Source organism: Flavobacterium sp. CG_9.10 (assembly GCF_015752245.1).
Taxonomy (GTDB): domain Bacteria; phylum Bacteroidota; class Bacteroidia; order Flavobacteriales; family Flavobacteriaceae; genus Flavobacterium.
Genome location: NZ_JADOVD010000012.1, coordinates 63,971 through 88,315 on the forward strand (window position 1 = coordinate 63,971; position 24,345 = coordinate 88,315).

Annotated in this window: 19 protein-coding genes; 3 read left to right on the forward strand and 16 right to left on the reverse strand. The window is 33.0% G+C overall.

The features are described 5' to 3' along the window. Positions 1-172 precede the first annotated feature (172 nt). The 4 genes from IWX84_RS11465 to IWX84_RS11480 all read right to left on the reverse strand — a co-directional run bounded on the left by IWX84_RS11465 (position 173) and on the right by IWX84_RS11480 (position 3,865). Positions 173-973 carry a polysaccharide deacetylase family protein gene (locus IWX84_RS11465; RefSeq protein ID WP_231385476.1) on the reverse strand — a complete coding sequence of 267 codons (801 nt, stop codon included), beginning with the start codon at positions 971-973 and terminating at the stop codon, positions 173-175. A gap of 85 nt (positions 974-1,058) precedes the next feature. Beyond that, positions 1,059-1,667 carry a hypothetical protein gene (locus tag IWX84_RS11470; RefSeq protein WP_196850892.1) on the reverse strand — a complete coding sequence of 203 codons (609 nt, stop codon included), beginning with the start codon at positions 1,665-1,667 and terminating at the stop codon, positions 1,059-1,061. A gap of 11 nt (positions 1,668-1,678) precedes the next feature. Then, a complete protein-coding gene (purB, locus tag IWX84_RS11475) occupies positions 1,679-3,025 on the reverse strand; it encodes an adenylosuccinate lyase (RefSeq protein WP_196850893.1) in 1,347 nt (448 codons plus the stop codon). 144 nt (positions 3,026-3,169) lie between these two features. Next, entirely contained in the window at positions 3,170-3,865 is a 696-nt protein-coding gene (locus IWX84_RS11480; protein ID WP_196850894.1) for an SIR2 family NAD-dependent protein deacylase, read from the reverse strand. A gap of 178 nt (positions 3,866-4,043) precedes the next feature. Here IWX84_RS11480 and IWX84_RS11485 point away from each other — a divergent pair, with 178 nt between their 5' ends. After that, positions 4,044-4,712 (forward strand): TrmH family RNA methyltransferase, encoded by a 669-nt coding sequence (locus IWX84_RS11485; RefSeq protein ID WP_196850895.1) that lies wholly within the window; start codon positions 4,044-4,046, stop codon positions 4,710-4,712. Between the two features lie 303 nt (positions 4,713-5,015). Here the strand turns inward: IWX84_RS11485 and IWX84_RS11490 are convergent, their stop codons facing one another. Beyond that, positions 5,016-5,543, reverse strand: a complete 528-nt coding sequence (locus tag IWX84_RS11490) for a MepB family protein (RefSeq protein ID WP_196850896.1) — start codon at positions 5,541-5,543, stop codon at positions 5,016-5,018. A 615-nt stretch (positions 5,544-6,158) separates the two neighbouring features. Between IWX84_RS11490 and IWX84_RS11495 the strand changes: the two genes are divergently transcribed. Beyond that, positions 6,159-6,344, forward strand: a complete 186-nt coding sequence (locus IWX84_RS11495; protein ID WP_196850897.1) for a hypothetical protein — start codon at positions 6,159-6,161, stop codon at positions 6,342-6,344. Positions 6,345-6,428: 84 nt separating this feature from the next. After that, a complete protein-coding gene (locus IWX84_RS11500; RefSeq protein WP_196850898.1) occupies positions 6,429-7,250 on the forward strand; it encodes an SDR family oxidoreductase in 822 nt (273 codons plus the stop codon). A gap of 379 nt (positions 7,251-7,629) precedes the next feature. Here the strand turns inward: IWX84_RS11500 and IWX84_RS11505 are convergent, their stop codons facing one another. From IWX84_RS11505 to IWX84_RS11555, 11 genes are all read right to left on the reverse strand, one after another. Further along, on the reverse strand, positions 7,630-8,235 hold the full coding sequence (locus IWX84_RS11505) for a hypothetical protein (RefSeq protein ID WP_196850899.1): 606 nt from the start codon (positions 8,233-8,235) through the stop codon (positions 7,630-7,632). 183 nt (positions 8,236-8,418) lie between these two features. Then, positions 8,419-8,871 (reverse strand): hypothetical protein, encoded by a 453-nt coding sequence (locus tag IWX84_RS11510; RefSeq protein WP_196850900.1) that lies wholly within the window; start codon positions 8,869-8,871, stop codon positions 8,419-8,421. A gap of 576 nt (positions 8,872-9,447) precedes the next feature. Further along, the gene (locus tag IWX84_RS11515; RefSeq protein ID WP_196850901.1) at positions 9,448-10,254 is read right to left on the reverse strand and encodes a hypothetical protein; all 807 of its coding nucleotides are present in this window, start codon (positions 10,252-10,254) and stop codon (positions 9,448-9,450) included. A gap of 595 nt (positions 10,255-10,849) precedes the next feature. Continuing rightward, positions 10,850-11,422 (reverse strand): helix-turn-helix domain-containing protein, encoded by a 573-nt coding sequence (locus IWX84_RS11520; RefSeq protein ID WP_196850902.1) that lies wholly within the window; start codon positions 11,420-11,422, stop codon positions 10,850-10,852. A 251-nt stretch (positions 11,423-11,673) separates the two neighbouring features. After that, positions 11,674-14,268, reverse strand: coding sequence for an AAA family ATPase (locus IWX84_RS11525; protein WP_196850903.1), 2,595 nt, complete (start codon positions 14,266-14,268; stop codon positions 11,674-11,676). 445 nt (positions 14,269-14,713) lie between these two features. Beyond that, positions 14,714-18,067 (reverse strand): preprotein translocase subunit SecA, encoded by a 3,354-nt coding sequence (secA, locus tag IWX84_RS11530; protein ID WP_196850904.1) that lies wholly within the window; start codon positions 18,065-18,067, stop codon positions 14,714-14,716. Between the two features lie 85 nt (positions 18,068-18,152). Next, positions 18,153-18,374 carry a DUF2795 domain-containing protein gene (locus IWX84_RS11535; RefSeq protein ID WP_007138072.1) on the reverse strand — a complete coding sequence of 74 codons (222 nt, stop codon included), beginning with the start codon at positions 18,372-18,374 and terminating at the stop codon, positions 18,153-18,155. A gap of 163 nt (positions 18,375-18,537) precedes the next feature. After that, on the reverse strand, positions 18,538-19,107 hold the full coding sequence (locus IWX84_RS11540; RefSeq protein ID WP_196850905.1) for a cob(I)yrinic acid a,c-diamide adenosyltransferase: 570 nt from the start codon (positions 19,105-19,107) through the stop codon (positions 18,538-18,540). A gap of 105 nt (positions 19,108-19,212) precedes the next feature. Then, positions 19,213-20,070 (reverse strand): RimK family alpha-L-glutamate ligase, encoded by an 858-nt coding sequence (locus tag IWX84_RS11545; protein WP_196850906.1) that lies wholly within the window; start codon positions 20,068-20,070, stop codon positions 19,213-19,215. 318 nt (positions 20,071-20,388) lie between these two features. Beyond that, complete coding sequence (locus IWX84_RS11550; protein WP_196850907.1) at positions 20,389-23,316, reverse strand: M16 family metallopeptidase; 2,928 nt, start codon at positions 23,314-23,316, stop codon at positions 20,389-20,391. Positions 23,317-23,379: 63 nt separating this feature from the next. Beyond that, a complete protein-coding gene (locus IWX84_RS11555) occupies positions 23,380-24,066 on the reverse strand; it encodes an ABC transporter ATP-binding protein (protein ID WP_196850908.1) in 687 nt (228 codons plus the stop codon). Between the last annotated feature and the right edge of the window lie 279 nt (positions 24,067-24,345).

Below are 24,345 nucleotides of genomic sequence, written 5' to 3' on the forward strand. Positions count from 1 at the left end.
ACGGTTCGGGACTCGGTCAAAAATCTTTTTTTCCATTTCATTGGTAGGAGTTTCCTTTGATCGATCTGTCAGTACAACAAAAAACAACTTTTTTCCCTTGAGGCTTTCCACTATTGTCGGGGCTATAACATCGAAATGGAATTTCGTTCAATAAATAATTTCAATTCCAACCTTATTTTAGAAAAGGAGAAGATTTTGATTTGCTCAATTCTGATAAAGTATAAAACTTCATGTTATTTTGTTTCACAAAGTTACAAATCAACTTTAATGTATTCATTTCAGTTTCATAATTTGCCGGTGCTTTTTTATTTACCGTTTTATGACCAAATAAAATTAGAATTTTATGATGTTCTCGAGTGTAATTTAAAAGTTTTTTAAGATAGGCTGTGCTAAAAGAGGGATGCGTGGTATCCATGCCAATGCCATATAAAACTCGGGTGTTATTATAGTAGCAATTTTGCTCATAAGGAGCTTCTGCACCATAAGTTGTTGCCCTGATTATTTTAAATTTTTTTAAAAGTGCAGCGTCAAGTATTGCATTTCTAAAACCGAAAGGATAGGCAAATGAGGTAACATTTAAAGAATAAAAATTCATCAAAGCCAGCATTGGATCGATTTCCTGATTGAGGTAGGCATCAATTCCATATTGCGCAACAAACTTTTTTGCATCATAGTGATTGAAACCATGTCCGGCAATTTCATTTCCTTCTTTTTGTAAAGCCAGCAATTTAGTTATTTCAGAACTATTTAGTGTATTTATTTCAGAAACACAAAAAGTTGCTTTCCAAGAATATTTTCGAAGTTGTTTGTCAGTATCATACCATTCATTCACAAAAGTATCATCAAATGTTAAGGCAACACCAGCAGTGACATTAGGATCATCCGCTTTGCTTGATTTGACAATTTTTTTACTTTGAAAGGAAAATAAAAAAAAAGTACAAAGTAAAATGATTAGAGGTAAATTTTTTTTCAAGATTACTTTGTACTTTAAGATTGTGTTTTTTATCTATTTTTCCGCCCTTTTAAGTTAGATAAATTCAAATAATAAATTTATCAAATTATTCTATTTGAAAAGAACTAATCTTATTATTCTTGTAATATAGTTCAAAAACGGCTTCTTTCATTTCTCTCAAAGTAATAAAAAACATTTCAGCTTTAAAATTCTTGTAAGCAGTTTTTCCAAAATATATTACACTTTGATCAGGTTTTTTATCTGAACCAAATTCTATAGGGATTTCGAAATTTTTATAGCCTTCAAAATTAAATTTGTCAAATTGATCAATTTCGTTTGAATCATATTTTGGTGAATTGTAAGTGTATTTTTTATCATTAGATTCACTTTTCCTATAAGGATTTACTTCAGGGAACCCAACAATAGAAGCATATCCTAAATAATCACCAACTCTATATCTAACTTTGTTTACGGTATCTAATAATGAAAACGCACTAATTTCAGCGAAATCTTTGTCGAGTGATTTAATTTTACATTTGACCATGATGAATTTTAATTTCGCTTCATCAAATTTCACACTTCTCAAAAGAGCATTTGAAAAACTAGATGGCTCCTTTGCCTTATCAATCTCAATTTCAAAATTTTCAATGATTTTTTTTTGAGAAAATGAAAAAATAAAATAAAATAACAACAAAAAAGTAAGCCCTGTTTTCATATATCATATAATTAAATACCCAAGAAATTACTTGGAGTGATTTGCATTAATTCTGCTTTAATTTCATCCGAAACCTCTAAGGTAGCGATAAAACCATGAATTGCTTTTTTATCAATCGCTTCATTGGTTCTGGTCAATCCCTTCAACGCTTCGTAAGGATTAGGATATCCTTCACGACGTAAAATCGTTTGAATCGCCTCGGCAACTACAGCCCAGTTTTTCTCTAAATCTTCGTGAAATTTAGGTTCGTTCAATAACAATTTGTTCAATCCTTTCAAAGTAGCTTCAAAAGCTATTAAAGTGTGTCCAATTGGTACACCAATGTTTCTCAAAACCGTACTGTCCGTCAAATCGCGTTGCAATCTTGACAACGGTAATTTGGCTGATAAATGTTCGAAAATCGCATTGGCAATTCCTAAATTTCCTTCTGAATTTTCAAAATCAATCGGGTTCACTTTATGCGGCATCGCTGAAGATCCTATTTCTCCCGCTTTAATTTTTTGTTTGAAATATTCCATCGAAACATACGTCCAAATATCTCGGTCTAAATCGATGATGATGGTATTAATTCGTTTCAAAGCATCAAAAAATGCTGCGAAATGATCGTAATGTTCAATTTGTGTAGTAGGGAAAGAGTGATGTAAACCTAGATTTTCCTCCACAAATTTCCCTCCAAATTTTCTCCAGTCGATTTGCGGATATGCCACGTGATGTGCATTGTAATTTCCTGTTGCTCCGCCAAATTTGGCTGCAAATGGAATGTTGAATAACAAACGCATTTGCTCTTCTAAACGTTCTACAAAAACACCAATTTCTTTACCCAAACGAGTAGGAGAAGCCGGTTGACCATGCGTACGAGCCAGCATTGGGATGGCCGCCCATTCAACACTTAAATCTTTCAATTTTGAAGTCAAAGTAATCAATGAAGGCATATATACTTTCTCGAAAGCGTCTTTTGTAGAAAGCGGAATCGCTGTGTTATTAATATCTTGAGAAGTCAATCCAAAGTGGATAAACTCTTTATATTCAGATAAACCTAGTTTTTCAAAAGCATCTTTGATGAAGTATTCCACCGCTTTTACATCGTGGTTGGTCACTTTCTCCGTTTCTTTGATCCAAAGCGCATCTTCAGTAGAGAAGTTTTTATAAATGTTGCGCAAGCTTTCGAATAAATCTGGGTTTACGTTTTTAAGTTGTGGCAAAGGCACTTCGCACAAAGCAATAAAATATTCAATTTCAACTAATACGCGGTATTTGATTAAGGCTTCTTCAGAGAAAAATGGAGCCAGCGAAATAGTCTTGTTTCTATATCTTCCGTCGATTGGTGATATAGCATTCAATTCGTTTAAAGTAGTCATTTTAGTGTTGTTTGTTCGAGAAGCACAAAAATAGTTATAAGTTATAAGTTATGAGTTATAAGTTTAGATTTTTTGAAGGAATTCTTTATTAAAACTATTTTTTTCATCGCTATTGATTTGCCATTGATTTTGCAATTGTTTTTGTCATTGCAATTGATTTTGCAATTTATTTCTCATGATTTCAACTCCTTTTGAGGCTACTTCTGGAATGACTTCCAATGGATTTCGAAGGTTTGGAATCTTTATGGGTTTTGGATCAATATAAAAAATGGGCGTTTCACGAGGTGTAAAATCAATGAGTCCAGCCGCAGGATACACTTGCAAAGATGTTCCAATGACTGCAAAATAATCTGCGCTTTGAGTGATGGTGATCGCTTCATCTAGCGCTGGAACATCCTCGCCAAACCAAACAATATGCGGACGCAATTGATTATTGTTTTCATCTAAATCACCAAAATTCAAATCATCTGACCAATCCAAAATATAATCTGAGTTTATTGAACTTCTGACTTTCAATAACTCGCCATGAAGATGCAATACATTAGTACTGCCTGCACGTTCATGCAAATCATCTACATTTTGGGTGATTACATAAACGTCGAATTCCTTCTCTAATTCGGCCAGGATTTGGTGCCCTAAATTAGGTTCTACTTCCTTAAGTTGTTGTCTTCTTTTGTTATAAAAATCAAGAACCAACGCGGGATTTTTATACCAACCTTCAGGTGTGGCGACATCCATGACGTTATGACCTTCCCAAAGTCCATCGCTGTCGCGAAAGGTTTTGATACCACTTTCGGCACTGATTCCTGCTCCTGTTAAAACGACTAGTTTCTTTTTCATTGGTTTTATTTTCAAACACAAATTTCACTAATTTCCACGAATTAATTAGTGTGAATTAGTGAAATTTGTGTTTAAATTTTTCTGCTTAATAGAATAATTATCTGAACCTATATTTTTAGAATTTAGTAGAAAATAAAGCTACTCTTTTTTAGTATTTTTGCCAAAAAAATATATTCCAATGATTGATATTGATTATCTTAATTTTCTTGAAAATATCCTGACTGATAACCGAAAAGAAAAATTTCTAAAAGTATTGGAAAATAGAACCAATCATTTTACCATTGCCGTTGAAGATATTTTTCAAATGCACAATACTAGTGCGGTGATGCGCAGTTGTGAGATCTTTGGAATTCAGGAATTGAATGTGATCGAGCAGCGGTATGGCAAAAGTATCGACAAGGAAATTGCGATGGGCGCTCAAAAATGGGTCGACATCAATACCTTCGACAGTATTACGAACTGTGTGGATACTTTAAAAAATAAAGGGTACCAAATCATTGCCACTACACCTCACGAGAATGATTGTTTGATGGATGATTTTGATATTACAAAACCAAGTGCTTTATTTTTTGGAACAGAAAGAGACGGATTATCTGAAGAAATTTTGCAACGTGCTGATGGTTTCTTGAAAATTCCGATGGTCGGTTTTACAGAGAGTCTGAATATCTCGGTTTCAGCGGCCATCATCATTCAAAACCTAACCAGCCGATTGCGGAATTCCAACATCGATTGGCATTTATCTGAGGAAGAAATTTTAGAAAAAAGATTGGCTTGGGCCAAAAATTCCATAAAAGATATTAAACGAATAGAAGAACGGTATTTTTTGGAAAAAAACGAATCACGATAGGTTTTTAAGATAATTATTAATTTTAATTTCTATTATCTGTGAAGATTTTCATACTGTAGGTAATCTTAATTAGATTCGTAAACTATTGAATTACAGTGTTTTTAACTTGTTTTTTGCTATTCCTGCAAGGTTTTTTTTAACCTTTTAGGTCTGTTTTTAATTTTTCAAACCTACAAGGTTAAAAAAAACCTTGCAGGATAACCAGAATAAAGGACAAACGTGTTAATTAGAGCAAATTGATTTTTAAATAACAATCGAATTTAGGTTGGTGAAAAATCAGAGGCTAAATATTATGGAATCAAATCAGCTTTTTAAGCCGTAAAGTATTTTTGCACGTTCCATGTCTATTGGTTTATCACTGGGAATCTCTAAGAAAAAATCCAATTGCCATTTTTGGGTTTTTTGCGCCTGTTTGTTCGTAGTTTTATCCCAAGGCGGATACACTCGTATCGCTCTTTTCCCTTCTTTGTTGTTCGTTGAAATCACTCCCTGCTCACAAAGTACCGATTTTGGGAATATAAATTGTCCAAAACGGTTGTCTTTTCGGGTGCTGATAACAAATCGATCAATAGAGTCCGTGATGTCAAATGGTTGAATAGGACCTTTTTCGATTCTCTTCCATAAAGTAACGAATTGGCCAATTTTAGTTGGTGTAATCTTAGCGGTACGAAATTTAATAGACAAACCATTAAGTTCAAAAGTGCATGCTCCATATTCAGAACTTTCTGCTTCTTTTATTGGAAAAGTATAGCGATAGTCATTGGCATCATAAATAAGTTCTTTGATGGCAAGCAAGTCGCTATGAATTGTATTAAAAGTTGTCCAAAACATTTGGTTTGGTTTTAAGGTCTTTTCAAATATAAAAAAAATCCCCAACTACTTTCGTAATTGAGGGTCTAAATTATCAGATTAAATCTGAAATAGTATTCATTCACAATCACCCATTCTCCAGAGGATAATAGACTTTCTGCTTTTTTGTATTTCATGCTTTCTGTTTTACCGGTAGCAACTTGTTTGATAGTTACATGGTCATTGCGGATGGTTTCCTGTCCAGAAAATTAACTTAGTACTCATAATTATTTCTCTTTTTAATATTTGTCGTTTTGGTGTAAGTTTCTTGCTACTAACGTCAGTTCGTCTAAACTTCAAAAGTTTTCAAAACATACTAACTACTTATTAAATATAGTTGATTTGTTTTATAGTAAAAATGGATTTTATAAAATGCTCTAAATGATGATAGATAACTTGAAGCAGTAAAAAGCTTAAAATAATTTGGAAAAATCCAGTCGGGAACTGTTTTGCAAAGCGATGAGCAAAGTTTAGAAGCTTTATTACTAAGAAATTAGTAAACCGCTAAAACTTTCTTGATTTTAAGTTCTGAACTGAATTCTACAGACAAAATTGATTTATCAACTACAGGTATTGACTCTTCCAATGTGAAAAAGAATGCCTTTAGATTATTATCACACTTTAGAATATTTGAAACAAGCGAAAGCTTATTCTGAAAAAGGAATTATTAATTTCCGACTAGATCAATATTCAAACAATCACATGGAAATAGTAACACTTATATTTGCTTCTTGTAAACTAATCGAGCCTAGAAATGGCAATTTTAAAAATCAAAAAATATAAAAAAAAAGTTAAAACCGTCTTAAAATAAGGAACATAAAACTTAAAAAATGGTATCTTCAATTTGAAATTTAAAATTTTAAAAAGATGAAAAAGCAAACCATTTTAATTACGGGTGCAGGCTCAGGACTGGGAAAAGGGACAGCGATTGGTCTGGCAAAAGTAGGACATAAAGTCATTGCAGCGGTTCATACCTTCGAGCAAATGTCGCGGTTTATCCAAGAACTTAAAGAGGCCGATTACAAACAAAATATCGAATTAATTAAACTAGATATCTGCGATGCGATCGACTGCGAAAATGCCTTGAAATACGACGTTGACATTTTAGTAAATAATGCTGGAATGGGATACACTGGACCCCTAGCAGAAATTCCTGTAGATTACTTGCGAGAGGTTATGGAAACCAATGTATTTTCAACGCTCGAATTTTCGCAGCCTTTTATCAAAAAAATGGTGCAAAAAGGGAAAGGTAAAGTCATATTTGTATCATCAATAGCAGGTTTTACCACAAGTGGATTTTTAGGGCCGTACAATGCTTCGAAACACGCTCTTGAAGCGATTGCTCAATGTTTAAGAGACGAGTTACAACCGCTTGGAATTACAGTGGCCACGATCAATCCAGGTCCATTTGATACGGGTTTTAACGACCGAATGTACGATTCTTACAAACAATGGTTTGATGAAGACGAACATTTTACCTCAAAAAAAGAAATTGAGAAAGCAGCGACCAAAATGGCCGAAAACCAGTTTGATCCCCAAGAAATGATTGATAAAATGGTAGAAATTATTCCGCAACAAGAACATAATTTCCGTACCGTTTGTCCTGAAAAAATGGTGCCAATGTGCCAAGAGTATCAAAACCGACAATTTGAAATTAAAACCGATACCATCGATAAATCTAAAAAATAAGTAGAATTACCTAATTATTTTATAGAAACAAAAGTGTTTAGCTCTAAGAAATCGTCTTTGATGCAAACACTTTTTTAATTGAAAACGGTACCGTTAAAATACTGGGAAACCCATTTGGAATGGGCACGGATTGCATATTCACGAAGTCAGGGTTGTTAAGTCATTGCGAGGAACGAAGCAATCACATTTAGTATTTTATTTTGATTGCGTGCTTATTGTTGTGGGCACGAATTGCAAATCTGCGCAATCGGATAGTATTTAATTTTTAAAATAAATAGGAATCAATTTTGGATAATTAGTCGCGTTGCAAACGCTTTATTAAGTGCTTAAAAGTAGTTAGGTACTCGTTGCAAACGAGCACCAGTGGAGTAGTGCTTTATCATCGCAAGTAATCGTCATTTTCAAATGGTTGAATATCTTGTAATTTAGGTAATGGACGAATAATTAATTTTGTTTTTTTATTGCTAACTATAGTATCTATTTCATAATTTTCTACTTTAACAATTTTAATTCCTGTTGATAAGTTGAAATCGACATAATACATTTCACCTCTTCCGTTCGATTGACCTTCTGTATAACCAATTAATTCAAAATTTCCATTTTGAAATCGAAATTTATGTTCAAAATGACCACGTAGTAATTCAAAATTTACACTCAAAATTCCTTTCTTTATTGTTACATCTGAAAATCCGTTTCCTGTTTTGTAACCATTTCTTCCATCTGGATATTGAGGTTCGATAATTTTAATAGAAGTTACTATTAGTTTTGATTTTCCATTTTGTTGTTTAAAAAATACTTGAATTCTATACGGAGCATTTTCATTTACAGTGTCTTGTGTTACAATTACTTTGTCTAATAAATTGTCTTTGTTTAAGTCACCAGTAACCTCTATAATTTTATGACTGAAATTGTAATTTTCTGTTTTTGTCTGTGCAAAACCATTAAATTCAAATAAAATTAAAGCTATTAGAATAAGTTGTTTCATATTATAACTGTCAATGTTTTCGGTATTTTCGGCGCATTACCGATAATGTCTTGGCGCTTGACGTGGTTGGGGAATAAAGATGCGAGATTTTTCGGTTAAACACAAGTTTTCCAAGTACAAAACCAACTTTAAATTAAGCCAAATACCCAAATCTCGCAAAACATCGTGTTACCTGCTGGCGCTTTAATTTTTGGGATAAATGCTACTTGACCAAATAACTTTTGCTTCTGTTAAAATATAATCTGCGCTCGGTATTTTCAATTCTTTTGTTTGAATTATTGACATTCCTAATTTGAAATCATCTTTTGTTCCATTCGATCTTAATACATAAATTTCAACTGTCCGACTTTCTCCAGGCTTCAATATTAAAATTTGAGGAATATTTTTATCACATTCATTTATTCTAATTGTTATATTTTTATTACTCATCTTATAGAATTCTTGCCAAGAACAGCTCATGCATAAATAATTCAAAGTGTCTTTTGATTTATTCCACAACCTGACTTTTATTTTGGCTGCATTATTCTTGAAATAAATTGATTTTTCTGTTACTAATCTTAAATCTTCTTTCTTGACATTCTGGGCAATCAGATTTCCAGTTAGTAACAAGATTAATATTAATAAATAGTTTTTCATTTGTCGGTTAGGTTATTGTTTTCGCCAGTTTGGTTTTGCGCTTGCTGCCAACGACAGTTCGTCTAAAAACCTTCAAAGTTTCTCAAACTGCGTTGTGAGTTTGTAAATATAGTTGATTTGTCGTACAAAAGAAAGTCTCTTTAGAAAGAGGCTGACAATAATTCGTGAATAATTTCAAGTGGCAAAATGCCTTTAATAATGCTTTAATACAGTTTAAAAACACGGTCAATACTTTTAGGTACTGGTTTAACTCATTTGGATCAATCAAGTTGAAGATTTCCAATCGCTATTATTTACAGACATTCGTTAGCGCAGTTTTGCAAACTGTGCCCATTTCAATTGGCAACTAAAATAAATCTAATAAAACTACCTCTAATTCATTTTCTAATGCAGCATAATTTCCTAAAGGACTAAAATAAGCATCTGCGGTTGTTGTTGCTTTATCCTTTTTAGACATTTTTTGTGTTATTTTTATTGTTTGCTCAACTTTGCGGGCACAGTTTGCAAAACTGCGCTAACGAATGTGGTATATCAGCGCGATCGGGTTCTGATTTTCAGTTTTAGCTTTCAGTTTTTTTAAAACTTCAATAAGATTTTTATGTCTTCTGGAATTTGCTCTTTATTTTCTATTTGTTGATAAAATTTAAAAGCTTTTTGTTTCATTTTTTCGTCATTTTTAGTTTCAGAAACTTTGAGTAAACATAAGGAATAATGAATTTTAAAGTTTTCATCTTTTTTATAAGTTGAATAACATTTTTCTAAATATTCTAAACCTTCATCATATTTTTTGTTTTGAGATAATAAAATGGCTTTTAAAAATATTACTTCATCTTTTAATTTAGGAGTTAATAAATTATATTTTTCAATTGCGATATTTATATTTTCTAAACCTTTATCTACATCTCCGAAAACGGGAGAAGTTAATGCAAAACCATAATAACCTTCTGGATTTTCAGGAAATAAAGTAATTATTTCATTATACTTTTTTCGAGCAATTTTTAATGATTTATCTCGACCTAATCTTAATCCTTCGGAAGCTAAATTAATTTTAAACTCTAATGTTTTATTTGATAAACTGTCTGCCATTATATAGCAAGCTATTGCCTTTTCGTCATTTAATAATCTCAAAGTGTATCCTGTAAAAAAAATCGCATCACAAAATGTCTTATCAGTTTTGTATGCTTTAAAGAAAATATTTGAAGTTATTTTGAGATATTTCGGGTCTAATGATTTATTTAAATATAAAGTTTCAATGCCTAAATTAAAAAGCTTCATTGCTTCGGGATTTTCAGATTTACAATACAAGTTTTTACCTTCGAAGTAATCTTGAGAAAAAGTTAAATTAAAACTTAATATTAGTAAAGTAGCAATGATTTTTTTCATTTTAAATATTTGTGTTTTCTATGCGGTTTTTTGGTTCAACTTGCCTGTAACGTCAGTTCGTCTAAAAACCTTCTAAGTTTCTCAAACTGCGTTGTGAGTTTGTAAATATAGTTGATTTGTCGTACAAAAAAAAGTCTCTTTAAAAAGAGGCTGACAATGATTCGTGAATAATTTCAAGTGGCAAAAGGCCTTTAAATAGGCTTTAATACAGTTTGAAAACACGGTCAATACTTTTAGGTACTGGTTTAACTCATTTGGATCAATCAAGTTGAAGATTTCCAATCGCTATTATTTACAGACATTCGTTCGCGCAGTTTTGCAAACTGTTCCCATTTCAATTGGCAACTAAAATAAATCTAATAAAACTACCTCTAATTCATTTTCTAATGCAGCATAATTTCCTAAAGGACTAAAATAAGCATCTGCGGTTGTTGTTGCTTTATCCTTTTTAGACATTTTTTGTGTTATTTTTATTGTTTGCTCAACTTTGCGGGCACAGTTTGCAAAACTGCGCTAACGACTGTGGTATATCAGCGCGATCGGGTTCATTGTTAGCTTTTCAAGCCCAACGAACCTTTCGCTGTTGTGCGACGTTTTATTTTTCTGTTTTAATAAATACATTTCCATAATATAAAACACCAATAGCTATTAATAGGCAAAAGAATAAACCTGTTCTAATTCCACTTTGAAGACCTTGTCTTATACCTTGTATTGACAAAAGCATCACTATATATGAAAAATAGCCTATACCAAACTTCAATACTCTTTCTTTTTTACTCATTAAGGGTGTCAAAAAAACAATAAAAATTGGCACAAAAAAACTTAATAGAAATGCTCCAATTCTACTATTAAAATTTGCTTCGGAATCTAATGTTAAGTAACCTATCATAAACATTATTATCAAATTCAAAAGAATATAAAAAACTAAATTTATTGTAATGTCAAAAATATTTTTATTATTTGAATCTACTTTTATTTTTTTTAACTCATTTATATCAATTCCTAATACATCACAAATTAAGTTTAAAGTTTTTCCTCGAGGTTCATTTTTGTTATTCTCAATTCTTTGAATTGTACGTAAGTTAATTTTTGAAAATTCAGCTAAATCTTCTTGAGTGTAACCTTTAAGTTTTCTTTCTTCGCTAATTTTTTTTCCTATTGAGTTCATAATTTATTTTTAATTATTATTCAAAATTATGATATTAATGTTTAATTTGTAGCGGTTTTTTTACGTCTTTTTTACGACATTAAGTTTGTCATTGTAAATTTTTTTAGTTCGTTACAAATATTGCACAACGTTTTGGGTCTTTGCGAGGTTTGGGACTAAATTAAGATTTATTTTTCGGTTAAACACAAGTTTTCCAAGTGCAAAACCAACTTTAAATTAAGCCAAATACCCAAATCTCGCAAAACATCGTGTTAGCTGTAGGCATTTGTAGTTTGAAATGTCCTTTGCTTTGTTTTAAAATCGTTTTTCCAATTAGAGTAGTCTGTTATATCTTGTTCAATTTCTACTTTACTTCGTAATTGAGGAATTGTTGAAGTTCCGCCATCGTGTTCGGTTATGGAATATCTGCCAAATAGATTCAAAAGAAAATCTACATCTGATTTTTCGGTAACAATGTAACTTGATAAGTTGCCTTTTTTTAAATGTATATTTTTTGAAAAACGTTCGTAAGTTTTGTTTGACAAGACTTCTTCAACGGAACGCTCCAGTAACATTCTAAATCTTTTCCGTGCTGAATCAAGTTTTGTTTCTCTACCGTGGGCATCTGTTAAAGTTAGAGTATCGTGTTCGTTCAAAATTCTTCTGATTGAATCAACTCTTTCTTGAACGTTTTTAGCTAAGTATGGTATTTCGTCTGTTACAATTCCACTAATTCCGTTGTATTTGTCAATTCCGATTATTGTGCAATCTGTTGTCGTATTTGCTTTATGCGTGTCAATAAGCAAACGTAAAAATGACAAGTCGTGAGTAAAAACGACTATTTGTCGGTTTTCTGACAACTGAACAAATTTATTTGCAATTAATTCTCTATAGTCCATATCTAAAGATGTAACAGGGTCATCGAAGATTATTGTATTCAAGCGATTATCAATCGTACATTCTGCTAAAAAATTTGATAATGCAATAATTTTTTGTTCGCCTTCACTTAGAATAACATTTATTGAATCTGTAATGCCGTTTAAACCACATTTTTGAAATGTATTTCCTTGGCTTGTTCTTGTTCTTGAAATTAAAACTTTACTTGCTAAATCACGATTGAAAAAATTGAGATGAGAAATAAATTCTTGATGTTGTAAACTCACAGCTTGATTTTCCATTAGTTCGCCAATTTTACGTGAGATAGTATTAGTTGTAAGTTGCGATTGGCAACGAGATATCCAAGACTTATAGTGGTACTCATCAAAATATTTAAGAATTGTCGTTTTGTTGTTGAATAAAAATTCTTTTGTGGTTAGTTCATTAAGTTCAGAAACTAATCCATTTCTATTTTGTAAAAGTTGATTATTCTGCTCAATCCTTGCATCAATTATAGGAATTAAACTTGTTATACTTGGTGTCAGAGTTTGTAAACTAAGGTTTAGTTCCCCACCATTTTGTAAAAACGTAGTAACTAAATTTCTGAGTGTGGCGATAGAATTAGAAAATTGATTATAGTTGTCTCTGAAATTTGGATTTAACTGCTCTAGCTCTGCAAAGTTTTCGATTGATGGAACAACCAATGAATTGTATAAATTTAGTTTTTGCTGAATTGTTGAGTTAATTGAATTTAACTGTGTAGAAACATCATTTAACACAAATTGATTGAAAGTTGACAATCTTTGTTGTGCAGTTTCGTCAAGTTCTTGTTGACACAAAACACATTTTTCCAACGAAACTAAGGACGGGAAGTTTTGACCATCTGAAAGATTTGAACTATGAGCGTAATTTCTTGCCGCTTCCCACAAAGTTCGCCAAGGATTTGTCCCAAATCCTTCTAAAGTGTTTACATTTTGTAATTCTGCTGTTGCAATTTGATACGCTTGATTTACACTTCCAAAAGTATTTCTATACTCTCTTATTTCGTTTATGTTTTGTTCGTTGAATAAAGCTTCAATTTGTAAGAATTGCTGTATGTAGCCGTTAATTCGTGTTCGTTGATTGGTTAAATTTGTAATATTCAGTTGAGGGTTTTGTGCAGTTGTTAAGTTTGTAAGCTCTTGCTTTCTTTCAATTTCTGTTTGTGAAAATTGAATATAAGAATCAACATTGGCACGTTGCAAATTTTCTATTGTTCCATACCATTGGGATGTTATTGTCTGAATTAAATTCTGTGGTAATGTTGGCTTTTGAGTGTTATAAGAAGCAACCAATGATCCAAAAGTTTGATGAATACTTCCGAAAGTTGAAATTAGTTTTTCCAAAACATCAATTCCAACAGGTTTATATTCTGTGGGATTTTCGTTGTTTATGTATATGTCTCCACAATCATTATCAAAAACAAAAATTGAATTGAGAATAGGATTACTTGGACTGTTTTCAGTCCAAGTAAAATTAATGTTTGAGCCATTATCCTCTAAAATAAAATCAACTTGTTGTTGGTTTGTTGATTGATTGAATACGTTCTTTTTTAATGTAATATTTGGACTTCTACTCCAACAAAGTTTTCTCAAAATACGTGAATAACTTGATTTTCCCGAACCATTGTTACCATAAATAACAGATAAGCCTGTGTTTGGAAATTGTAAATTTCCTTGATTATGTAAAGCACCAATGTTTATTGGATTGTTAAGACCAATAAGTTTTGGATAATTTCCACTAGTTGTAATTATTGCTGGTATATGAGTATTGTCAAGAGGAATTGAATTTAAAGTAATTGTTGCTTCTCCGCAATCTTTTTTAACTAACTCAACAAGTTCATCAATGTCTGTCTGAGTTAGCGTTGTCGATGTTATTATTCTTCGTAAAGCGTCTTGAACGAATAGTGGTCTACTTGATGACCAATTTAAAATTTCTTGATATACTGACATTTTTCTAAATCTGGTTTTGGGGTCACGTTTGGTTCTTATGCTTACCGCTAACTTGTATATAAGTCTTGAAATGCGACTTATCACCCCTAGATTGGGTAGATAGGTCTGATAAACGTCAGACTTTATTTATTTTCAAATATATAAATAATTCGCTGAAAAATCTTATAAATTGAAATTAGTAATTAACTCATCACAAAACCCCTAGCCCTGACCGTAGCGAAAAACGCATGCAGGTAGCCAACCACTTTTTTCTGGTGGTGGCAGAGCGACTAACAGAAGCTCCTGCAAGCACCTAGAAAAAGGGTGGGGTGCCAAATGCTTTGTAGCGTAGGGCGGGAGTGGCTTCTGAAAAAGATTCAGAAATAAATTCAGGATAAAATTCAGGGCATAAAAAAACTCCACTACTTGCGCAGTGGAGTTTTGCTTGTTAAGAAATAAAGGACGGTTAGTTTACCAGTACCCATTGTCCTGAAGCGATTAAGCTTTCGGCTTTTTTGTATTTCATTTCTTGTACTTGTCCGTTAGCTACGTTTTGTATGCTAACAGTATCGTTACGGTTAATTTTTGGCATATCTCTCACGATAGTCTCTGTTACTTGTCGCTGTTGGGTTTGTCCCGCTTCACGATTTTTTTCGGCTAACTCATCGGAATTTAAAACTTCATCTTTACTCAATTGATAGTCTTCTGTCTGACGAACTTCTTTAGCTTCTTGAATTTGTTGATTCTGTTGCGCTGGTAAGTCACCTTTGAACAAGAATGATATAACTTCTTTATTTACGTTGTCAAGCATTGCTCTAAACAAATTGAACGCTTCCAGTTTGTAAATAAGCAATGGATCTTTTTGTTCGTGAACGGCTAGTTGAACCGATTGTTTCAACTCGTCCATTTTACGTAAGTGTTTTTTCCACGCTTCATCAACAATAGACAAAGTGATATTTTTTTCGAAATCAGCAACCAATTGATTCCCTTTGGTATCGTATGCTTTCTTTAAATCAGTTACCACATTCAAGGTTTTTAGACCATCCGTAAATGGAACTACAATACGCTCAAATTGATTGTTTTTATCTTCGTAAACATCTTTTATAATTGGAAATGCTTCTCTGGCGCTTCTTTCTGTTTTCTCCGTATAAAATTCTAAAGTTGCTTTATAAATTTTACCGGTCAATTCCATTTCTGTCAATTTACTAAACTCCGCTTGAGAAACTGGAGAGGTAATAGAGAAATAACGAATCAATTCGAATTCAAAATTTTTGAAATCGTTATTTGCTTTATTCTCGTCAACAATCAATTCACAAGTATCATAAAGCATGTTGGCGATGTCCAATTTCAAACGCTCTCCAAACAAAGCATGACGACGACGTTTGTACACTACTTCACGTTGTGCATTCATAACATCATCATATTCCAATAAACGTTTACGAACACCAAAGTTATTTTCTTCAACTTTTTTCTGCGCGCGCTCGATAGATTTTGTCATCATCGAATGTTGAATAACTTCACCTTCTTGCAATCCCATTCTGTCCATCACTTTAGCCACTCTTTCAGAACCAAACAAACGCATTAAGTTGTCTTCAAGAGACACATAAAATTGAGAACTTCCCGGGTCACCTTGACGACCTGCACGACCACGTAACTGACGGTCAACACGACGTGAATCGTGACGTTCCGTACCTACAATCGCTAATCCACCAGCTGCTTTCACTTCTGGAGATAATTTAATATCGGTACCACGACCAGCCATGTTAGTAGCGATGGTTACCACCCCTGATTTTCCTGCTTCTTCTACGATCTGAGCTTCTTGCTTGTGCATTTTTGCATTCAATACATTATGCGCAACTCCTCTCATTTTTAACATTCGGCTTAATAATTCCGAAATCTCCACAGAAGTTGTTCCAATAAGTACTGGTCTTCCTGCTTTTGACAATTCGGTTACATCTTCAATTACCGCGTTGAATTTTTCACGAGTAGTTTTGTATATAAAATCTTCTTTGTCTAATCTCGCCATTCCTCTGTTAGTAGGAATTTCTACCACATCCAGTTTGTAGATTTGCCATAACTCGCCAGCTTCAGTTGAAGCTGTTCCAGTCATACCGCCCAGTTTGTTGTACATTCTGAAGTAATTCTGTAAAGTTACCGTAGCAAATGTTTGAGTAGCTGCTTCGATTTTTACATTTTCTTTGGCTTCAATTGCTTGGTGTAATCCATCAGAATAACGACGACCATCCATGATACGACCTGTTTGCTCATCGACAATCATGATTTTGTTATCCATGATTACATATTCTACATCTTTTTCGAATAATGCATACGCTTTCAAAAGCTGTGTCAAAGTATGAATACGTTCACTTTTTATACCAAAATCTTGAAATAATTTTTCTTTTTCTTCTGCTTCAGAATCTTTGTCTAATTTTTTCTTTTCGATAGTTGCAATTTCAGTTCCAATGTCTGGAAGAACAAAAAAGTTAGTATCATCAGAATCTGAAGACAAGTATTTAATTCCGTTATCCGTTAATTCTACTTGGTTGTTTTTTTCTTCAATTACAAAATACAAAGCTTCATCAATCTTGTGCATTTCACGATTGTTGTCTTGCATGTATTGATTTTCGGTTTTTTGAAGCAATTGTTTAATTCCTTCTTCACTCAAAAATTTAATAAGTGCTTTGTTTTTTGGTAATGCTCTATATGCTCTTAATAAGTTGAATCCACCTTCTTTGGTATTTCCTTCTTTGATTAATTTTTTAGCATCAGATAAAAAGCCGTTAGCCAATTGACGTTGTAGGCTTACTAAGTTTTCAATTTTTGGTTTTAACTCATTAAATTCATGACGATCTCCTTGTGGAACCGGACCAGAAATAATAAGCGGCGTTCTTGCATCATCAATTAAAACAGAATCGACCTCATCGACAATCGCATAATTGTGTTTTCTTTGAACTAAATCTTCTGGCGAATGTGCCATATTATCTCTTAAATAGTCAAAACCAAATTCGTTGTTGGTACCATAAGTGATATCAGCATCGTATGCTTTTTTTCTACCTTCAGAACTCGGTTGATAATTATCAATACATTCTACAGACATACCATGAAATTCGAATAAAGGCGCTTTCCAAGTACTATCACGTTTAGCCAAATAATCATTCACGGTTACTAAATGCACACCGTTTCCAGTCAAAGCATTTAAATACAGCGGTAAAGTTGCCACTAATGTTTTTCCTTCACCCGTTTGCATTTCAGCAATTTTTCCTTCATGCAAAACCATTCCACCAATCAATTGAACATCATAGTGAATCATGTCCCAAGTAATTTCTTTCCCTGCGGCATTCCACGTATTTGCCCATATAGCTTGTTCACCATCAAGGGTGATATAACTTTTTGTAGCTGATAATTCTCTGTCTTTGGAAGTAGCAGTTACCACTATTTGTGTATTATCTTTAAAACGTCTTGCTGTTTCTTTTACAACTGCAAAAGCCTCAGGAAGAATTTCCAATAATGTTTTTTCCGAAATATCGTAAGCTTCTTTTTCAAGAGCATCAATTGCAACGTAGATATCTTCTCTTTTATCAATATCTTCAATGGTTTCAACTTCCAGCTTTAATGAAGCAATTTTCGCGTCTTTATCAGCGCGAGCTTCTTTTATTTTCTCTTTGAAAAAAGCGGTACGAGCTCTCAATTCATCATTTGATAATGACATTAAGCTAGTTTCAAAAGTTTTAATTTTGTTAAGATACGGTTGTAAAGCTTTTACATCTTTTTGAGATTTGTCCCCAACAAAGACTTTAATAATACTGTTTATGAAACTCATGATATGATTTTATTTCTATTTGTGTAATTCTGTAAATTTAAACCAAAAAAAAGCCTCTTTTGAGACTTTTTTATTGGTTTACCTTTTAATATTCATCCTCATTCCAAAGATAATCTTCATCGGTAGGATAATCTGGCCAAATTTCTTCCATTGATTCATATATCTCGCCTTCATCCTCGATAGATTGAAGGTTTTCTACTACTTCTAATGGAGCTCCTGCTCTAATAGCGTAGTCAATAAGTTCGTCTTTGTTAGCAGGCCACGGTGCGTCACTTAAATATGAGGCTAATTCTAATGTCCAATACATCTGTTGTCGATTTAGTTTTGTGCAAAAATAAATTTTTTACTGAAAAAGACAAGTAAAAAATGATTTATTTTAATAAAAAGTTAAGAACGTTTTAATTTAGTGGTCAGTGGTCCGGATTTAGTGTTCAGTATTTCACTGCAAACTAACAACTGTAAACTGAATACTACTTTCTCGGAATCCATTGAACTTCCTCAGCGTTCAAATCATGGGACAACTTTCGTGCCAACACAAAAAGATAGTCAGAAAGTCGGTTCAGGTACTTAATTGCAATCTCGGCAACGGGTTCATTATGGCTTAAATGTACCGCTAGTCGTTCTGCACGACGACAAACGCAACGCGCTATATGACAATATGACACAGTTGTGTGTCCTCCAGGAAGTACAAAATGAGTCATTGGCGGAAGTTCCTCTTCCATTGCATCAATTTCATTTTCCAATAATTCAATATCAGTTTCTATGATGCCTAACTTTTTTAAACGAAGTTCTCCGTTTTTCATCACTTCTTTTTCGGGTGGTGTGGCGAGAATTGCTCCAACAGTAAATAATCGATCTTGAATTTCAATTAAAATATCTTTGTAATGAACATTCATTTCCTGATCGCGGATTAATCCAATATGGGAATTTAATTCGTCAACCGTTCCATAACTTTCTATTCGCGCATGGTCTTTTGGAACTCTGGTTCCGCCAAAAAGTGCCGTTGTTCCTTTATCTCCCGTTTTTGTATATACTTTCATTTTTTTTTAGGTACTTAGATTCTGAGTTTTTTAGGTTCTGAGGTTTTTTTAATATTGAATTTCTAGATTCCAAGTTGAATATTCAAAATTCTTTAGATGTCAAATTTACTGTATTAATTCGACTATTGAAGCAACAAATCGTTCCAGAGCGCCTTCACTGATATCAAAATATAAATCAGGCTCAATGCATTCGATTTCCATTAAGAATAATTCATCATCGATGATGATTCCATCAACTCTGGCATACAATAAATTTTCATCAAATGTATCCACAACTCTTTGTGCCTTTTCAATTAATTCTTGGCTGGGTTGTACCAAAATATATTTTCCTCCAAACTGTGATTGAACTCTAAAATCGCCTTCTACCGGTTTTTTATTGACTGCATGAGAGAATTTTTTATTGAAAAATATAAAAGAGGTTTCGCCCACGATTTGAATTTCGGGCATGAATTCCTGTAATAGCAGTTCTTTTTCCTGTGCTAAATCTTTATAATCAGCATTGACTTTTTCGATATTAGCAACATCGAAAACTTCAGTAAGATAAGAGCCGGCTGAAAAGGCTGGTTTTATAACTGCTTTTTTCCAATGTGAAGGAATGAGTTCAGCAAGGTTGAGCGAATTTGTTTTGTCTATGAAAACAGTTGGTAGAATTGAAATTCCCTGGTTTTCCATTTCGCGCAAATAAAACTTGTGTTTGTTTTGCTTGATGATCTCAATCGAATTAAGAGTTTTAATCCCTGATTTTTCTATTTGGTCAAGCCAAAGGTTGAACTCGGTTTCTTTTTCGAAATAATCCCAGGTATTGCGAAAGATCAAGTAATCATACTGTTTCCAGTTGATGGTTTTGTCGCTCCAAATTACCGGTTTTGCCACAATATCATGTTTGGCTAATTCTGGAATTAAAAGTTGGTCCGCAGGAGTTAATTCGGGGAGTTTTTCACAGGTTAGTAAAGCGATTTTCATATTAGGTATTATTTGGAATTTTAAATGTTGTTGTGATTTGGATTGCCTAGCCCGGATAGCAGTGGAAATCCTTTATTTAAAGCTTCCAGCCTTCTGAAGGCTGGAAGCTTTAAGAAAAGATTGTAACGGATAGCCGGAAAAAGCTCCAAAAAGTGCTGTTGTTCCCTTATTACCCTATATTGTTGACACTTTCATTTTCTATGAGCTGCGTTTTAATGAGGCTAATATACAGCGGTTTTATTCGTGTGCAAAAAGTTTATGAAAACAAAAAGACTATTCTTTTACGAATAGTCTTTTTTAGTAATGTTTATAGAAAGATTAGTAACCGAAAAGTTCTTCTAATGAAATTTTCTTTACCTCACCTAATTTTTTCATATCATCCATCGATACTTTTTTCTCTGAAGCTACGATAGCGTAAGTATATGGTTTTTCAGATAAATAACTTTTATGAAAAGCTTTCAAATCTTGCATAGTAACGTTATCTACAGAGGTGTATAGTTTTTTTCTTACATCGGACGTTTCGCCTAGTTGCTTGTTAGCAAGGTAAGTGTTGATAATGTTGTCTTGTGTAATTCTTTCTGTTTGAATGTCTTTTTTAACTTGACTTTTAGCTAAATCTAAGTTGCCAGAAACTTCGGGTAATTGATTTAACAATTCATTCATAGCTACAGTCGCGTCTTTGAATTTATCAGCTTGGCTACCTACATAACCTAACATGTAATATTCTTGCTCTTTCTTTTGTGGAGCAATATAATATCCAAAAGTACTATACGCTAATGCTTTGCTTTCTCTGATTGTTTGGAATACTAAAGAACCCATTCCGCCACCAAAATAGTTGTTGAAAACGTTGACAATAGTATTTTTGTTTGTGTCATAGTTTTCTGTGTTTCTAATCCATCTCGTTTCGGCTTGAACCATATCATAATCAGTAAATAACACTTGATTTTGAGTTTGCGTGGTTTGTTTAAATTCTTTTAAAGGACTTGTTGCAGTAAATGTTGCAGGGACCGTATGTAAAGTTTTTAATTTCCCTACTAATGCAGTAAGCGGAGTTGGACCATAATATATAACGGTTTGTTCGTAGTTATTTAGGTTTTTAATTCTTTCCATTAATTCTTTAGAAGTTAATGCCTCAAGTTCTGCATTACTTAAACTGTTGTTAAACTTGTTTTTAGCACCAAACATTGCATAACTAGTTAGCCCTTGAAGAATTGCACCTTTATTGGCTTTCGCATCTTTTCTTGATTTAGAAATTCTAGCTTTAAGTGCTTTTAGAGCGACTTCATCTGCTTTGACGTTCTGAATTACATTTTCATATAATGCGACTGCTTTTTCAAAATTGTCTTGTAAACCTTCTATTGAAACCGTTGTAAATTCTTCTCCGGTATTGATGCTGAAACTACAAGCTATTTTGTAAAAAGCTTTAGATATTTCTTCAGCAGACATTTTATCGGTTCCTAAAAATTGAATGTATTGGGAGGCTAAAGATTGTTTCAAGTCGTTTAAAGAGCCAATTTTATAACGGTATTTTAAGCGAAAGATTGAATTGTCAGTATTAGCGACATAAAGTACTTCAGCTTTTCCAAGTTTAGATTTTTGAATGTCTTTGTTGAAATCTAAGAATACTGGAGTAGCGGCATTGTTAGGCATTTCGCTAACCATTTTTACAAAAGCAGATTGTTTGTCGGCATTGGTTTCTACAGGAGTGATTTGTGGTTTTTCGATTTTTGCATTATTCTGTTTTTCACCTTTTCTTTTTAAAATCGCAACATAGTTTTCGACTAAATATTTATTGGCAAAAGCAACGATATCTTCTTTCTTAATTTTAGATAAATCGTTTACATAGGCAACTTGATCCTTCCAGTCTAGCTCTGAAGTAAAAGCATTCATCAAAGAACTCGCTCTGTCTGAATATTTTTCTGTTTCGTAAATTTTGCTTTTTTTGATGTTGTTGATAATTGAATTAATCAAGTTGTCATCAAAATTCCCTTTTTTAAGGTTCTCTATTTCAGCTAATACTAAAGTTTTTACTTCTTCTAAAGTTTGTCCGCTTGTAGGCGCAGCTGATAAATAAAGTACTCCGTGGTCAATTAAAGTATAGGTAAAAGCACTAGCTCTAAGTAATCTTTGTTTTTTAACAAGATTCAAATCTAAAAGTCCTGCTTTTCCATTCGTAAGTACTTGACCAACTAAATCAGCAATAATAACATCTTTGTCTTTGTTTCCGGGAAGTCTAAATCCGATCGTTAAATTCTCAGCATCTGGTCCCACAATTTCTTTTACAATTGGAGCTGTTATTGGGCTTTCATTTTCAAAAGTATATTTAGCTATTGGTTTTGGTTGCATATAAGCAAACGCTTTCTCAATTTTTGCAATTACTTCATCTGGATTAAAATCACCAGACATAATAACTCCCATATTATTAGGAACATAATTTTTATTAAAATACTTTCTAATTTCTAATAAAGAAGGATTTTTTAAATGTTCTATAGTTCCAATTGTTGTTTGAATCCCGTAATTGTGCTTTTTGAATAAGTTAGCAAATAATTCTTCAAAAACTTTATTACCATCGCTGTCTAAACCTCTATTTTTCTCTTCGTAAACTGCCTCAAGCTCGGTGTGAAAGATTCTTAATATTGGGTTTCTGAAACGTTCTGCTTGCACTGTTATATATTTGTCTAAGGAACTGCTAGGCACATCATCAGTATAAACGGTTTGTTCAAACGAGGTAAACGCATTAGTCCCTTGAGCGCCCATTCCACTCATTAATTTGTCATATTCATTGGCAATTGCATATTTGCTCGCAACGCCTGAAATGGAGTCAATTTTTTTATAAGTTGCTTTTCTTTGAAGTGAATCTTTCGATTTATTGTATTGCTCGTACAATGCATCAATTTTATCTAACTCTGGTTTTTCTTTTGCCCAGTTTAAAGTACCATATTTATCGGTTCCTTTAAAAAGCATATGCTCTAAATAATGAGCTAATCCTGTATTTGTAGAAGGGTCATTCTTGCTTCCTGCTTTTACGGCAACATAAGCTTGAATTCTAGGGTCTTTTTTTGTTGGGCTCAAAATAACAGTTAACCCGTTTTTAAGAGTATAAAACCTTGCTTTTGCAGGGTCATTTGTAACGTACTTGTAGGAGTAACCATTACTTGTTGCTTGCTTCCACCCGAATTGATTTTGAGCAAAAGTGACAGTTGTAAACAGTACTAAGGCTAAAAGCATCTTAATTGTTTTCGACATAATTTGGTTTTTTAATTAGTTTGAATTTGGTATAGTGTATAAAAGTGTAATTGACAATTGTTTCTATTTAGTAGTATCGCTTTCTATAATTCCATCTCGTAAACGAATGATTCGGTGCGCATAAGCAGCAATTTCTTCCTCGTGCGTTACCAGAATTACGGTATTCCCATTCGCATGAATATCTCCAAAAAGTTTCATGATTTCTAGCGATGTTTTACTGTCCAGATTCCCTGTAGGCTCATCGGCAAGGATGATGGAAGGTTTATTCACCAAAGCTCTGGCAATTGCGACACGCTGGCGTTGTCCGCCCGAAAGTTGGTTGGGTTGGTGATCCATTCTGTCGGCGAGGTTTACTTGCTCCAGCACTTCGGTAGCGCGTTTATTTCTTTCGGATTTAGAAAATCCTGCGTAAATCATAGGTAGAGCTACATTGTCCAGCGCCGTTGTTCTGGGCAAAAGATTGAAAGTTTGGAACACGAAACCTATTTCTTTGTTTCTAATTTCAGCCAATTCATCATCTTTCATCTTACTTACATCTTTTCCGTTTAGGATATAAGTTCCGGAAGTTGGCGTGTCTAAACAACCCAAAAGATTCATTAAAGTTGATTTTCCCGAGCCGGAAGGCCCCATCAATGCTACATATTCACCTTTGTTTATTTCTAAATCAATGCCTTTAAGGACATATACGATTTCGTTTCCGAGAACAAAATCCCGCTTTATATTGGATATTTTAATTAATGGGTTGGCCATTGAGAATTTAGATTTTAGAGATGCAATTTAGATTTTAAAAGTACAAAAGACTTTTGGATTACAAATAAGTAGTTGTTTTTTACAATTTGTTACATTTTGATTTCAAATAAGAAGAATTAAAATAGCTTAACAGTAAATAAATAAAAAATTGCGGTTTTTCAATATATAGAATGCCGGCTAAAAGCTTTATAAAATTTTAGTTAAAAGTTATATAATTTACACTTAATCTGTTTTTATTTCACAATTTATTTTGATATTTACATAATTTTTGGTTATTTG